Below are 12,510 nucleotides of genomic sequence, written 5' to 3' on the forward strand. Positions count from 1 at the left end.
CGCTCCGGCGGCGCGTCGGTTTCAACCGATCGTTGAAACTGATTCTAGCCCGGCCCGGTTTTTCTCGCGGCGTCGACAGGCGAGCATGCCTCACCCCGAAACGGAGCGCCGCATGAACCCGTCAAGCCGATTGTCCCGCCGTGACTTCCTCGCCGCGAGCGGCGCGATCGCCGCCGCCGGCGCCGCGGGCTCGCTCGTTGCCGCGCCGAAACCCTCCGCGCCGGTCGATGCCGGCCGCTGGCCGATCGACGCGCGGCTGGTGCTGTCGATCTCGATGCAGTTCGAAGCGGGCGGCGAGCCGGACACCGGCGCCGACAGCCCGTTCTCCGGCCAGCCGCTGCCGGCCGGCGTGCCCGACCTGCCGGCGCGCACCTGGTTCCAGTACGGGTATCGCGAAGGCGTGACGCGCCTCCTCGATCTGTGGGACAAGCACGGCGTCAAGGTCACGTCGCACATGGTCGGCTCGGCCGTGCTCAAGTCGCCCGAACTCGCGCGAGAAATCGTCAGGCGCGGCCACGAAGCCGCCGCGCACGGCATGGACTGGAAGTCGCAGTTCGGAATGAGCCGGGCCGAGGAAACCGCGTTCGTGCGCGCCGGCGTCGAGGCCGTCGAGAAGACCACCGGCGTGCGCCCGGTCGGCTACAACTGCAACTGGCTGCGTCGCAGCGTCAATACCTTGTCCATCTTGCAAGAACTCGGCTTTCTCTACCACATCGACGATCTGAGCCGCGACGAGCCCTTCGTCGTGCCGGTCGACGGAAAGGATTTCGCGGTCGTACCGTATACGCTGCACTGCAACGACATCGTCCTGGTCGAGGGACGGCATTTTTCCAGCCGGCAGTTCTTCGAGCAGCTCAAGGACGAGTTCGACCAGTTGTACGCCGAGGGCGGCAAGCGCCGGCGCATGATGTCGATCAGCACGCACGACCGCATCGGCGGGCGTCCCGCTATCGCACGCGCGCTCGACGACTTTCTGACCTACGCGCTCGCAAGGCCGGGCGTCGTCTGCGCACGCAAGGACCAGATCGCGCGCTGGGCGCTGAGCGATACGAAGACGCGCCGCGAAGCTGCGGCAACATAAGCGCCGTCGCGCCGATTTAGAGCCATTCTTCTCACCACAGGAACCCCCCATGAAAGCGATCGGCTACTACCGGAACCTTCCCGTCGACGACGCGCAGGCGCTCGTCGACCTCGAACTGCCCGAACCCGTGCCCGGCGCACGCGATCTGCTCGTCGAAGTGCGCGCGGTGTCGGTCAACCCCGTCGACACGAAGGTGCGCCGCCATGCCGCGCCGCCACCGGGCGAGGCCCGCGTGCTCGGCTTCGACGCGTCGGGCGTCGTCCGCGCGATCGGCGCCGATGTCACGCTGTTCAAGCCCGGCGACGCCGTCTACTACGCCGGCTCCATCGCGCGGCAAGGTTCGAACGCGCAGTATCAGGCGGTCGACGAACGCATCGTCGGGCGCAAGCCGGCGTCTCTCGACCATGCGCATGCCGCGGCGCTGCCCCTGACGGCGATCACCGCGTGGGAACTGCTGTTCGACCGTCTCGGCGTCGCGCAGGAGGGCGGCGCCGGACAGACGCTGCTCGTGACCGGCGCCGCCGGCGGCGTCGGCTCGATCCTCGTACAGCTCGCGCGCCAGCTGACGCGGCTCACCGTGATCGGCACCGCGTCGCGCGCCGAAACGCGCGCGTGGGTCGAAGCGCTCGGCGCGCATCACGTGATCGACCATTCGCGCCCGCTCGGCGACGAGCTTGCGCGCATCGGCTTGCAACAAGTGGACTATGTCGCAAGTCTCACGCATACGCACGAGCACTACGACGCGATCGTCGAAGCGCTGAAGCCGCAGGGCCGGCTCGGCCTGATCGACGATCCGGCGACGCCGCTCGACGTGATGAAACTCAAGCGCAAGGCGCTGTCGCTGCACTGGGAAATGATGTTCGCGCGACCGGTGTTCGAAACGCCCGACATGATCGAGCAGCACAAGCTGCTCGACGAAGTGGCCGCGCTGATCGACGACGGCACGTTGAAGACGACGTTCGGCGAACACTACGGCACGATCGACGCTGAAAACCTGCGCCGCGCACATGCGTTGATCGAGAGCGGGAAGGCGAAGGGGAAGATCGTGCTGGAGGGGTTCGGGGGCTGATCTTTTGCCGGTCGCTTTGGCTCGTCATCCCAGCGAGGAGCGAAGCGACAACGGCGCAGCCGGCCCGAAGGGCGAGCGACATAGTCGCGAGTCAAGCTGGGATCCAGTTTTTTTGCTTTCTGCGCTTTTTTCGTCTCAGCCCGGCTCGTCATTCCGGCGCACCGGAATGACGAGCAAAAAGCAACATCAAAGGCTGGATTCCAGCTTTCGCTGGAATGACGAGCAAAGAGCACGAAAGCGACAAAGCACTCCGAGCCGAAAACCTTACTCCGACTTCGCCGCCGCCGGCGCGGCCGTCGCCGCCCCCGCGTTCGCCCCGATGTTCGCATCGAGAAACGCGACGAGCTTCGTATACATGTCTTCGCGGTTCTTCTCGTCGTAGTAGCCGTGCGCTTCGTTGCGCTGATACAGCCATTCGTGCGCGATGCCCTTCTTTTCGAGCGCGATGCGCAGGTCCTGCGAATGTACCGGCGGCACGCGCTTGTCCATGCCGGCGGCGACGATCATGATCTTCGCCTTGATCCTGTCGACGTAGTTCACCGGCGAACGCTGCGCGAGCACGGTCTGATCCTCGCCGAGCACCGTCTTCAGATAGTTTTCGCCGTACAGCGACTGCTGGATGTCGCCGCGCGAGAACATCAGCGGCAGGCTGTACACGCCGACGTAGCCGATCGTGCAGCGGTACAGGTCCGGTTCGCGCACCGCGCCGTTGAGCGCCGCATAGCCGCCGTAGCTCGCGCCGTAGATGCAGATGCGCTTGGGATCGGCCGCGCCCTGCTCGATCGCCCACTTCGTCGCGTCGGTCACGTCGTCCTGCATCTTGGCGCCCCACTCGCGGTAGCCGGCGGCTTCGAAGCTCGCGCCGTAGCCGCCCGAGCCGCGGAAGTTCACCTGCAGTACCGCGTAGCCGCGGCTCGCCATGAGCTGCACGTCGGGATCGTATTCCCACAGGTCGCGAATGCCGTACGGGCCGCCGTGCACGTAGACGACGAGCGGCAGGTTCTTTTCGGCTTCCTTGCCGAGCGGCTTCGTCAGGTATCCGTGCAGCGGCAGGCCGTCGCGCGACTTGATCGCAAACGGCTCCTTCGATGCCATCTTCTCCGGATCGATCCACGGCGCCGACTTGAGCACGGGCTGCATCTTCTTCGCCTTGCTGTCGACGAGGAAGAACTCGGCCGGATTGATGTCGCTGGCCACCTTGACGATGCAGCGGTTGCCGGCCTTGTCGCACGACGTGATCGTCACCTGCTCGCCCGGGAACTGCTTCATCAGCTCGATCAGCGTCTTGATCGTGTCGGAATTCTTGTCGAGCGGGTTGACCGCGGCGCGGCCCGGCATCGACGTGATCGCGACGACGTCCTGCTCGTCCAGGCTCGTCACGAGATCCGTCAGATCGACGTCCTTGCTGCTCCACACCGGCTTGAACGTACGCTCCTTGACGTTCCAGGTGCACACGGCCGCGACCGCGCCTTCCTTCTCGCAGCGCCAGTAGACGATTTCGTTCGTGCGGTCGAACGCGAGCGGCCGCTCGGCGCCGGTGCGATCTTTTGCCTTGTATACCTCTTCCCAGTTCTTGCCGTCGCCGTCGCGATACATCACGCGCATGAAATTGTCGGCGCCCGGCGCGTACGCGAAGCGCACGACGCCCTTGTGGTCGGTGAGAAACCGCGCGTTGCGCAGCGGCGCGGAGAACAGCTTCGACTTCGAACCGTCCTTCACGTCGAGCTTGAACACTTCGGGCATCGCGCCCTCGTAGCCGCTGTCGAACGGGATCGTCGAGATCAGCACGTGCTCGTCGTCGTCGCGCAGCGTATCGATCAGTGTCGCCGACGCGAGCTCGCTCTTTTTCTTCTTGATGTGCGAGCCGGCTTCCTGGCCGTCGACGCGCCGGCCGAACAGGATGTCGTTCGCGCTGCCGTCGGCGTCGACCGCGAGCAGTTCGCCGGTGCCGAGCGGCTGTTCGAGGCCGCCGTCTAGCGTCGAGAGCGTGTACACGACGCGGTTGGGCCCGACCCACCAGAAATCGTCGACTTCGTCGTCGCCGCGCGGACGGATATTGATGCCTTTGGAATTGGCCAGATCGATCATCGTCAGATGACGCTTGCCGTCGATCATGCTGTCGGTGGCGATGTGGTTGCCGTCCGGCGAAATCTTCACCGTGCGGTATTGCAGATGCTTGGCGAAATCGGCGACGGGCAGCGGCTGCGCGGCCTGCGCCTGCGCGACGGCGGCGAGGCCGCAGACGGCCATGAGAGATTGAACGAGAAAACGCGGACGCAAGACGTTACTACGCAGCAACATGCGCGGCTCCAATGCGGATGGTGGACTACGTCCAGCGCCCAGAGCCGGACCCCCGCGCGGATTCTAGCGAGATTCCTCGCCAAATTTGCACTTCGGACCGGAACGATTCGTGGAAATTTTCCAGTCGCAGGCGCACGGAAAACACAGGCGGCCGGCGCGCGGATGTCGTTGCCGACGATCGACGAGCCGGCACCGGCTTCGATGCCGATCGCCGCCTGCGTGCGTGAAGCCGCCGATCGCGATGCCGCTTCAATCGCGCACTTAAGAAGATGGTGGTCGCGATGGCCGAACCCGGACCGCCGTAATGCCGGACGAAAAACCGACGATCGAGCGACTGGTCGCGCGCATGCTCGGCGACGAACCGGTCGTCGCGACGGCGGAGGAAGCGAGCGAGCTGACCTGCTTGTCGCCCGTCGAGGCGGCGCATCTGAATGCGATCGAGCGCGTGTTCACCGGCTTCGAAGCGTTGCGCAACGAGCGCGGCGCAGACCGGGCGGCGCCAAGCGGGCGAACGCGTCGGCGCGTTCGTGCTGGTGCGCCCGCTCGGCACCGGCGGTATGGGCGAGGTGTGGCTCGCCGAACGCGACGACGGCAAGGTGGAGCAGCGCGTCGCGATCAAGTTCCTGCGCGTGAGCCGCACGCGCTTCGCCGAGTGATTTCTGCGCGAGCAGAACCTGCTGGCGCGGCTCGAACACTCCGGCGTCGCGCGCTTCATCGACACCGGGCACGCCGATACCGGCACGCCGTACCTGGCGATGGAACACGTCGACGGCGAACCGATCGACGCGTGGTGCGACGCGCACAGGCTCGACCTCGACGCGCGGCTCGCATTGTTCCCGGGCGCGTGCGAGGCGGTCGACTACGCGCACCGGCACCTCGTCGTGCCTCGCGACATCAAGCCCGCGAAGAGGGATCGCGAAGGACCGGTCGTGCAGGACGCCGCTGCGGAGCGACGCCGATAGCACTCGCTATCGGCCGAGTGAGCAGCAAGTCCTGCGCGGCCAGGACGAGCGAGCTGCTTTCGATTTGTCCGCTACGGGCCACCAGGACCCTACTTGCGCCCGTAGCGGTCCTCGAGGCGCACGATGTCGTCCTCGCCGAAGTATTCGCCGCACTGCACCTCGATGAGGTGGATGTCCTCGGTCGTCGGATTTTCGAGCCGGTGCAGCGTGTTCATCGGGATGTACGTCGACTGGTTCGCGTGCAGGAACTTCTCGTCGTCGCCGACGCGCACCTTCGCCGTGCCCTTGACCACGGTCCAGTGCTCGCTGCGCCGGTGATGCAGCTGCAGGCTCAGCACATGGCCGGGCTTCACGACCAGACGCTTCACTTTGCAATCCGCCGCATCTTCCAGAACGGTAAAACTGCCCCACGGCCGGTGCACGGTCTGGTGGAACGCGGCGGCGTCGTGCTTGTCGGCGCGCAGGCGGTCGACGACGAGCTTGACCTGCTGCGCGCGTTCGCGGTCGGCCACGAGCACGGCGTCGTCGGTGTCGACGATCACGAGATCCCTCACGCCGACGGCCGCGACCATGCGCTTGTCGCTCTGGATGTAGCAGTTCTCGCTTTCGATCAGGATCGCGTGGCCGCGCACGCGGTTGCCGTGCTCGTCCGACTCGGCCTCGAGATCGCTGATCGCCTTCCACGAACCGATGTCGCTCCAGTCGAAGCCGGCCGCGACGACGGCGCGCCGCGCAGCGCGCTCCATCACCGCGTAGTCGATCGAGATATCGGGCTGCGTGAGAAACGCCTCGCGCGCGTACTCGACCGGGCTTTCGTGGCTCGTCGCCGCATCGTGGCATGCGCGCGCGGCGGCGAGCACGTCCGGGCACGCGGCCTGCGCGGCGGCGATCAGCGCGTCGGCGCGAAAACAGAACATGCCGGAATTCCACACGTAGTCGCCCGACGCGACGTAGCCTTCGGCGACCTCGCGCCTGGGCTTCTCGACGAACGCGTCGATTTGCCGTCCGTCGCGCCCGGCGATCGCATCGGCCATGCGGATGTAGCCGAAGCCGGTTTCCGCGTGCGAGGGCACGATGCCGAACGTCGCGAGCCAGCCGTCCTGCGCGAGCGCGCGGGCGCGCACGACGTCGGCCGCGAACGCGTCGAGATCGCGAATTAGATGGTCGGCCGGCAGCACGAGCAGCACGGCGTCGGCGCTGATGTGCGCGTGCGCGTGCAGCGCCGCGAGCAGGATCGCCGGCGCGGTGTTGCGCCCGGCCGGCTCGAGCAGAAACGGCAGTCGGTCGAGGTTCGCGCGCGGGTGCGTCGCGTATTCGTCGCGCGTCAGAAAATAGTAGTCGCGGCCGGTCACGGTCAGCACGTGGCCGTCGTCGGCGACGGCGAGCGCGCGATCGAGCGTCTTGTACAGCAGCGTTTCGCCGTCGCCCATGCGCATGAACGGCTTCGGATACGCGCTGCGCGAGACGGGCCAGAGACGGGTTCCGGCGCCGCCGGAAAGAATGACAGGAATCAACATGGGTACTTTTCCACCAGATGCGGACCGACGTGCGGCGAGCGGCTCAGGCCATCTCGCCGATCACGCAGGCCAGGCCCTCTTCCCAGGACGGCAAACGCAGTCCGAACGTTGCGGCGAGGCGCGCGGTATCGAGTACCGAGTAGGCGGGCCGACGCGCCTTCGTCGGAAATTGCGCGGTCGTGATCGCGGCGACTTCCGGCGCGCGTTCGACGAGCCCCGCGGCGTGCGCGCGCGCGACGATCGCGCTCGCGAAGTCGTGCCACGAGCATTCGCCCGCGCTGACGAGGTGATACGTGCCGCTCGTGGCGCGGCGGCGCGCGTCGTCCCATCCGAGCCACCGCACGAGCGCGGCGGCCGTGACGTTCGCGATCAGCCGCGCCGGCGTCGGCGCGCCGCGCTGGTCGGCGACGATCGTCAGGCGATCGCGCTCGCGCGCCAGACGCAGCATCGTGCGCAGGAAGTTGGCGCCGCGCGCGCCGTACACCCACGCGGTGCGGAAGTTCAGATGCATCGCGCCGCTCGCGCGCAGCGCGTCTTCGCCGGCGAGCTTGGAGCGGCCGTACGCGCCGAGCGGCGCGGTTGCGTCGTCTTCGCGATACGGGCGCATGCCGGCGCCGTCGAACACGTAGTCGGTCGAGTAATGCACGACGCTCGCGCCGCGGTCGGCGGCCCAGCGGCCGATGTCGCCGACGGCGTCGCCGTTGGCGCGCGTCGCCTGCGCTTCTTCGTCCTCGGCGCGGTCGACCGCGGTGTACGCGGCCGCGTTGACGATCAGATCCGGCGCGACGCGATCGAGCAGCGCTGTCAACGCGTGCGCGTCGGCGAGATCGGCGACTTCGCACGGCGCGCCGCCGGGCAGCGCGCCGCTGCGCGTCGCCGCGACGAGTTCGCCGAGCGGCGCAAGGCTGCGCTGCAGTTCGAAACCGACCTGGCCGTTCGCGCCGAGCAGCAGGATCTTCATCGGCCGCGATACTCGGGCAGGCGTTCGGGCGCGATGTCGGCGAGGAACGGCGCCTTCGTATCCTTGTCGGACAACAGCGGCGCGCTCACCGGCCAGTCGACGCCGATGTCCGCGTCGTTCCAGCGCACGCCGGCGTCGGCCTTGCCGTCGTACAGCGCGGTGCACTGGTAGCAGAAGGTCGCGTAGTCGCTGAGTACGACGAAGCCGTGCGCGAAGCCTTCGGGCACGTAGAAGTGGCGTTTGTTCTCGGCCGAAAGAACGACGCCGGCCCACTGGCCGAACGTCGGCGAGCCGCGGCGGATGTCGACGCCGACGTCGTACACCTCGCCTTCGAGCACGCTGACGAGCTTGCCTTGCGGATTGGGCCACTGGTAGTGCAGCCCGCGCAGCACGCCGCGCGCCGAACGCGACACGTTCGACTGCACGAATGAAAGATCGAGCCCCGCCTCTTTGAACTTCGCCGCGTTGTAGCCTTCGTAGAAAAAGCCGCGCGCGTCGCCGAACACGGCGGGTTCGATCACGACGCAGCCCGGCAGCCGGGTTTCGACGAACTTCACGCGATCACCCCGTGTTCCGCGATCTGCAGCAGATAACGGCCGTAGCCGTTCTTGGCGAGCGGCTTGGCCAGCGCGCGCAGCTGGTCGGCGTCGATCCAGCCCTGCGAGAACGCGATCTCCTCCGGGCAGCAGACTTTCAGGCCCTGGCGGTTCTCGATCGTCTCGATGTAGTTGGACGCTTCGACCAGCGATTCGTGCGTGCCCGTGTCGAGCCATGCATAGCCGCGGCCGAGTTTTTCGAGCATCAGCGAGCCGTCGTCGAGATAGCAGCGGTTGAGATCGGTGATCTCGAGCTCGCCGCGCGACGAGGGCTTCAACTGCGCGGCGTAGTCGCACGCGCGGCCGTCGTAGAAGTACAGGCCGGTGACCGCGTAGTTCGACTTCGGCTGCGGCGGCTTTTCCTCGAGGCCGATCACCTTGCCGGCGGCGTCGAACTCCGCGACGCCGTAGCGCTCGGGATCGTGCACGTAGTAGCCGAACACGGTCGCGCCGTGCTCGCGTCCGGCCGCGCGCTTGAGCACGTCGGTCAGGCCGTGGCCGTAGAAGATGTTGTCGCCGAGGATCAGGCACGACGGATCGCCGGCGACGAAGTCGCGGCCGATGAGGTACGCCTGCGCCAGACCGTCGGGCGACGGCTGCACGGCGTAGCTGATCGAGATGCCCCACTGCGAGCCGTCGCCGAGCAGCTGCTTGAACAGCGCCTGCTCGTGCGGCGTGTTGATGACGAGCACTTCGCGGATGCCCGCGAGCATCAGCACCGACAGCGGGTAGTAGATCATCGGCTTGTCGTACACGGGCAGCAGCTGCTTGCTGACGACCTGCGTCAGCGGGTACAGCCGCGTGCCGGAACCGCCGGCGAGGATGATGCCTTTCTTGCTGGACATGTTTTGCCCTTCTATTTGCAAGGACGGTTGTTCGCGCAACGTCTGCCCCTGGCCGTCATCCCGGCGAAAGCCGGGATCCAGCCTTTGCCGTTCGACCTCAAGAGCTGGATTCCAGCTTTCGCTGGAATGACGAGCAAAAGACGACAGCCGCCGTTTTCGTTCGCGCCGAATCGGCGCGGACGCTCAAACGCCCCCCAACCGCTCCATCCGGTACGACCCGTCGAGCACGCGCCCGCACCATTCCTGGTTCGCGAGGTACCAGTCGACCGTGCGCGCGATGCCGGTTTCGAACGTCTCCTGCGGCGCCCATCCCAGCTCGCGCTTGAGCTTCGACGCGTCGATCGCATAGCGGCGGTCGTGTCCGGGGCGATCCTTCACGTACGTGATCAGCGCTTCGTGCCGGCGCCCGTCGGCCAGCGGCCGGCGCTGGTCCAGAAGTGCACAGATGGTTTTCACCACATGAATATTTTCGCGCTCGGAATCGCCGCCGACGTTGTACACCTCGCCCGGCCGCCCCGCTTCGAGCACGCGCGCGATCGCGCGGCAGTGGTCGCGCACGTACAGCCAGTCGCGCACGTTGCGTCCGTCGCCGTAGACCGGCAGCGGCTTGCCTTCGATCGCCTTCTGGATCATCAGCGGAATGAGCTTTTCCGGAAACTGGTACGGGCCGTAGTTGTTCGAGCAGTTCGTCGTCAGCGTCGGCAGGCCGTACGTGTGATGGAACGCGCGCACGAGATGATCGGACGAGGCCTTCGACGCCGAATACGGCGAATTCGGCGCGTACGCGGTTTCTTCGGTGAAGTAGCCGACCGGGCCGAGCGAGCCGTAGACCTCGTCGGTCGAGACGTGCAGGAAGCGGAAGCCGTCCTGACGGTCGAGCGGCAGACCGCGCCAGTAGCCCGTCGCGCGCTGCAGGAGGTTCAGCGTGCCGACGACGTTCGTCTGTACGAAGTCGCCCGGCGCGTCGATCGAGCGGTCGACGTGCGACTCGGCCGCGAAGTTCACGATCGCGTCGGGCTTGTGTTCGTCGAGGATTTTTTCGAGCAGCGCGGCATCGCCGATGTCGCCCTGCACGAAGACGTGATCGGCGTTCGCACGCAGCGGCGCGAGCGTGTCGAGGTTGCCCGCGTAGGTGAGTTTGTCGAGATTGACGACGCGCCAGCCGCCTTGGCCGAGCGTGTCGAGCACGAAGTTGCCGCCGATGAAGCCGGCGCCGCCAGTCACGAGTACGGTTTTCATGCGTTTCGCGTCGCTCCGTTGACATCCGCTCCCGTGCCGGAAGCGGCCCAGGAAATGCGAAAGGTTACCAGAAGGTCGCCGCACCTGCCGCCGGACCTCGCCGTATTCCCATGGCGACCCGGGCAGCGCGTCCGGAAACCGCGTCGACGGAAACACGTCGCTGTCTACGGGACAAAAACGCCAAAGTTCAGTGACTTACAGCCCCTCGGTTCGCGGGGGTCCAAAACTGGCCATTGTCCTTACCTGCGCGTATAGTCGATGTCAAACAGGGAGGGGGAGCCGGAATGGCCTCTCTATTCGACAACGTGCATGTGCTGGGTCTGACGATTCAGGCGATGGGCGCGGGACTCATCGGCATGCTGTGTCTGATGCTCAACCGCGTCGTGCAGCGGCCCGCGCTGTCGGCCTGGAGCGCCGGCTGGCTGAGCCTCGCGTTCGCGCTCATCGCGATGCTCGTGCAGCAGGCGGCGCCGAAGACGTCGGCGTTCACGCTGCCGATGTACATGTTCGGCGAATACCTTTACGGCTATTTCCTGATCGCCGGGTGCGCGCACTTTGCCGGACGGCGCTGGCCGGCCGGACTGCTGCAGCCGCTCCTGACACCCGCCGCGGTCGTCGCGATCGCGATGCCGCAGCTGATCGGCTACGAATTCCGCAACGTGTTTCTCGTGCAGGCGACGCTCCTGTCGGGCTTCTTCATCGTCGCGTTGCTCGCGCTGCGGCCGGCCGTGAAGCGCTATCCGTCGAGCCCCGGCCTGCTCGCGATGCGCATTGCGCTCGCGCTCCTGATCGTCAATTTCCTGTACTACATCCCGATCTTCGGCGCGAACCTCCTGTTCAACGAACCGCTGCCGATGACGGCGCTCAAGCTCAGTTCCGCCGCGCACCTCGTGTTCGAATTCGTGCTCGGTTTCGGCGGCGCGGTGCTGGTGCTCGAACAGAGCCACCGTTCGCTCGCGGTGCGCAACCGCGACCTGCTCGCCGACAATCGCCGCTTCCGCATCGAAGCCGAGCAGGACGCGCTGACCGACGCGTGCAACCGCCACGCGTTCTTCCATCTGCTCGACGAGCTGGCGGTGCAGCAGCACACCGCGCACGGCTGCGTCGCGGTGATCGACGTCGACGACATGAAGACGATCAACGACCGCTTCGGCCATGCCGCCGGCGACGCCGCGCTCGTGCGCGTGGCGAACACGCTGCGCGGCCTCGTGCGCCGCGACGATCACCTGTTTCGCTGGGGCGGAGACGAGTTCCTGCTGATCACGATCGCGCTCGACGGCGTCGAATTCCGCTCGCGGCTGGAGTCGCTGAACGCGAAGCTGCGTGGCGGCGACCCGTCGGTGCAGGTGTCGCACGGCTATGCCGAGTTCACGCGCGCCGACCAGTTGCTCGACGCCGTGCGCCGCGCCGACGTGGCGATGTACGCGCAGAAGCGCGAGCGCGCCGCGCTACGCCGCCGCGCCGGCATCAATGTCATCGAAGGCGGCTCGCGAGGCGCGGCGGGCGGGCCGCGCGACGCGACGATCTGAGTTCGCGCGGCACACTGTCGACTGTCGAAAGCTACGGAGCGGTCGGCGTCTCGCCCTCGAACCCGTCGACGAACACCCGATCGAGCACCGTGATCGACCCGCGCATGCCGATCATCGTGTCGCCGTGCTGCTCGCAGAAATACCCGAACGTGCCCAGGCGCGTGAACTGCACGTTCGCGCTCCACGCGAGCGCGCTCGGCGTGTTGTTCGTATTGCAGTTGACCGAGCACTTGAAGCGCCGGTCGTCGGCGACGACATTGTGCACTCCGCCGCCATTGCGAAAATTCACCACGTCGTACTGGTAGATCGTCAGGTGCGTCGGCGTGAACGTCAGATCGGGGTTGGCGATCACGATGTGCGTGCGCGCGTGCGCGGCGCCGGCAAGCGCCATGCACGCGACGAGCGCGATC

General features: G+C 66.8%; 12 protein-coding genes. 5 read left to right on the top strand and 7 right to left on the bottom strand.

Features of this window, described 5'->3' with window-relative positions:
• The first annotated feature begins 112 nt into the window (after positions 1-112).
• Positions 113-1,081 (top strand): polysaccharide deacetylase family protein, encoded by a 969-nt coding sequence (locus tag OD750_RS24650; RefSeq protein ID WP_263541278.1) that lies wholly within the window; start codon positions 113-115, stop codon positions 1,079-1,081.
• 49 nt (positions 1,082-1,130) lie between these two features.
• Positions 1,131-2,150 carry a zinc-binding alcohol dehydrogenase family protein gene (locus tag OD750_RS24655; RefSeq protein ID WP_263541279.1) on the top strand — a complete coding sequence of 340 codons (1,020 nt, stop codon included), beginning with the start codon at positions 1,131-1,133 and terminating at the stop codon, positions 2,148-2,150.
• A 264-nt stretch (positions 2,151-2,414) separates the two neighbouring features.
• Here OD750_RS24655 and OD750_RS24660 read toward each other — a convergent pair whose 3' ends face one another.
• The gene (locus tag OD750_RS24660) at positions 2,415-4,451 is read right to left on the bottom strand and encodes an alpha/beta hydrolase family protein (RefSeq protein WP_263541280.1); all 2,037 of its coding nucleotides are present in this window, start codon (positions 4,449-4,451) and stop codon (positions 2,415-2,417) included.
• 527 nt (positions 4,452-4,978) lie between these two features.
• Between OD750_RS24660 and OD750_RS24665 the strand changes: the two genes are divergently transcribed.
• Both OD750_RS24665 and OD750_RS24670 read left to right on the top strand, forming a co-directional pair.
• On the top strand, positions 4,979-5,107 hold the full coding sequence (locus OD750_RS24665) for a hypothetical protein (RefSeq protein ID WP_263541281.1): 129 nt from the start codon (positions 4,979-4,981) through the stop codon (positions 5,105-5,107).
• A 99-nt stretch (positions 5,108-5,206) separates the two neighbouring features.
• On the top strand, positions 5,207-5,413 hold the full coding sequence (locus tag OD750_RS24670; protein ID WP_263541282.1) for a hypothetical protein: 207 nt from the start codon (positions 5,207-5,209) through the stop codon (positions 5,411-5,413).
• Between the two features lie 89 nt (positions 5,414-5,502).
• Here the strand turns inward: OD750_RS24670 and OD750_RS24675 are convergent, their stop codons facing one another.
• The 5 genes from OD750_RS24675 to rfbB all read right to left on the bottom strand — a co-directional run bounded on the left by OD750_RS24675 (position 5,503) and on the right by rfbB (position 10,571).
• A complete protein-coding gene (locus OD750_RS24675) occupies positions 5,503-6,930 on the bottom strand; it encodes a mannose-1-phosphate guanylyltransferase/mannose-6-phosphate isomerase (protein WP_263541283.1) in 1,428 nt (475 codons plus the stop codon).
• A gap of 43 nt (positions 6,931-6,973) precedes the next feature.
• Positions 6,974-7,891: a dTDP-4-dehydrorhamnose reductase gene (gene rfbD, locus OD750_RS24680; RefSeq protein ID WP_263541284.1), complete on the bottom strand. Its 918-nt coding sequence runs from the start codon at positions 7,889-7,891 to the stop codon at positions 6,974-6,976.
• Positions 7,888-8,448, bottom strand: coding sequence for a dTDP-4-dehydrorhamnose 3,5-epimerase (rfbC, locus tag OD750_RS24685; RefSeq protein ID WP_263541285.1), 561 nt, complete (start codon positions 8,446-8,448; stop codon positions 7,888-7,890). The genes rfbD and rfbC overlap by 4 nt, the downstream gene beginning before the upstream one ends.
• On the bottom strand, positions 8,445-9,332 hold the full coding sequence (gene rfbA / locus OD750_RS24690; protein ID WP_263541286.1) for a glucose-1-phosphate thymidylyltransferase RfbA: 888 nt from the start codon (positions 9,330-9,332) through the stop codon (positions 8,445-8,447). The genes rfbC and rfbA overlap by 4 nt, the downstream gene beginning before the upstream one ends.
• Before the next feature lie 183 nt (positions 9,333-9,515).
• The gene (gene rfbB / locus OD750_RS24695) at positions 9,516-10,571 is read right to left on the bottom strand and encodes a dTDP-glucose 4,6-dehydratase (protein ID WP_263541287.1); all 1,056 of its coding nucleotides are present in this window, start codon (positions 10,569-10,571) and stop codon (positions 9,516-9,518) included.
• A gap of 284 nt (positions 10,572-10,855) precedes the next feature.
• On the opposite strand from rfbB, the gene OD750_RS24700 reads away from it, so the two are divergent.
• Positions 10,856-12,100: a GGDEF domain-containing protein gene (locus tag OD750_RS24700; RefSeq protein ID WP_263541288.1), complete on the top strand. Its 1,245-nt coding sequence runs from the start codon at positions 10,856-10,858 to the stop codon at positions 12,098-12,100.
• Positions 12,101-12,131: 31 nt separating this feature from the next.
• Here the strand turns inward: OD750_RS24700 and OD750_RS24705 are convergent, their stop codons facing one another.
• Positions 12,132-12,491, bottom strand: a complete 360-nt coding sequence (locus OD750_RS24705) for a cupredoxin domain-containing protein (protein ID WP_263541289.1) — start codon at positions 12,489-12,491, stop codon at positions 12,132-12,134.
• Positions 12,492-12,510 lie beyond the last annotated feature (19 nt).

It is taken from the genome of Tahibacter soli (genome assembly GCF_025717065.2).
Lineage (GTDB): Bacteria > Pseudomonadota > Gammaproteobacteria > Xanthomonadales > Rhodanobacteraceae > Tahibacter > Tahibacter soli.

Bases quoted from the DNA above. Each gene is read 5' to 3' on its own strand.
- OD750_RS24650 (WP_263541278.1), top strand. From the start codon at position 113: ATGAACCCGTCAAGCCGATTGTCCCGCCGTGACTTCCTCGCCGCGAGC.
- OD750_RS24655 (WP_263541279.1), top strand. From the start codon at position 1,131: ATGAAAGCGATCGGCTACTACCGGAACCTTCCCGTCGACGACGCGCAG.
- OD750_RS24660 (WP_263541280.1), bottom strand. From the start codon at position 4,451: ATGTTGCTGCGTAGTAACGTCTTGCGTCCGCGTTTTCTCGTTCAATCT.
- OD750_RS24670 (WP_263541282.1), top strand. From the start codon at position 5,207: ATGGAACACGTCGACGGCGAACCGATCGACGCGTGGTGCGACGCGCAC.
- OD750_RS24675 (WP_263541283.1), bottom strand. From the start codon at position 6,930: ATGTTGATTCCTGTCATTCTTTCCGGCGGCGCCGGAACCCGTCTCTGG.
- rfbD (WP_263541284.1), bottom strand. From the start codon at position 7,891: ATGAAGATCCTGCTGCTCGGCGCGAACGGCCAGGTCGGTTTCGAACTG.
- rfbA (WP_263541286.1), bottom strand. From the start codon at position 9,332: ATGTCCAGCAAGAAAGGCATCATCCTCGCCGGCGGTTCCGGCACGCGG.
- rfbB (WP_263541287.1), bottom strand. From the start codon at position 10,571: ATGAAAACCGTACTCGTGACTGGCGGCGCCGGCTTCATCGGCGGCAAC.
- OD750_RS24700 (WP_263541288.1), top strand. From the start codon at position 10,856: ATGGCCTCTCTATTCGACAACGTGCATGTGCTGGGTCTGACGATTCAG.
- OD750_RS24705 (WP_263541289.1), bottom strand. From the start codon at position 12,491: ATGGCGCTTGCCGGCGCCGCGCACGCGCGCACGCACATCGTGATCGCC.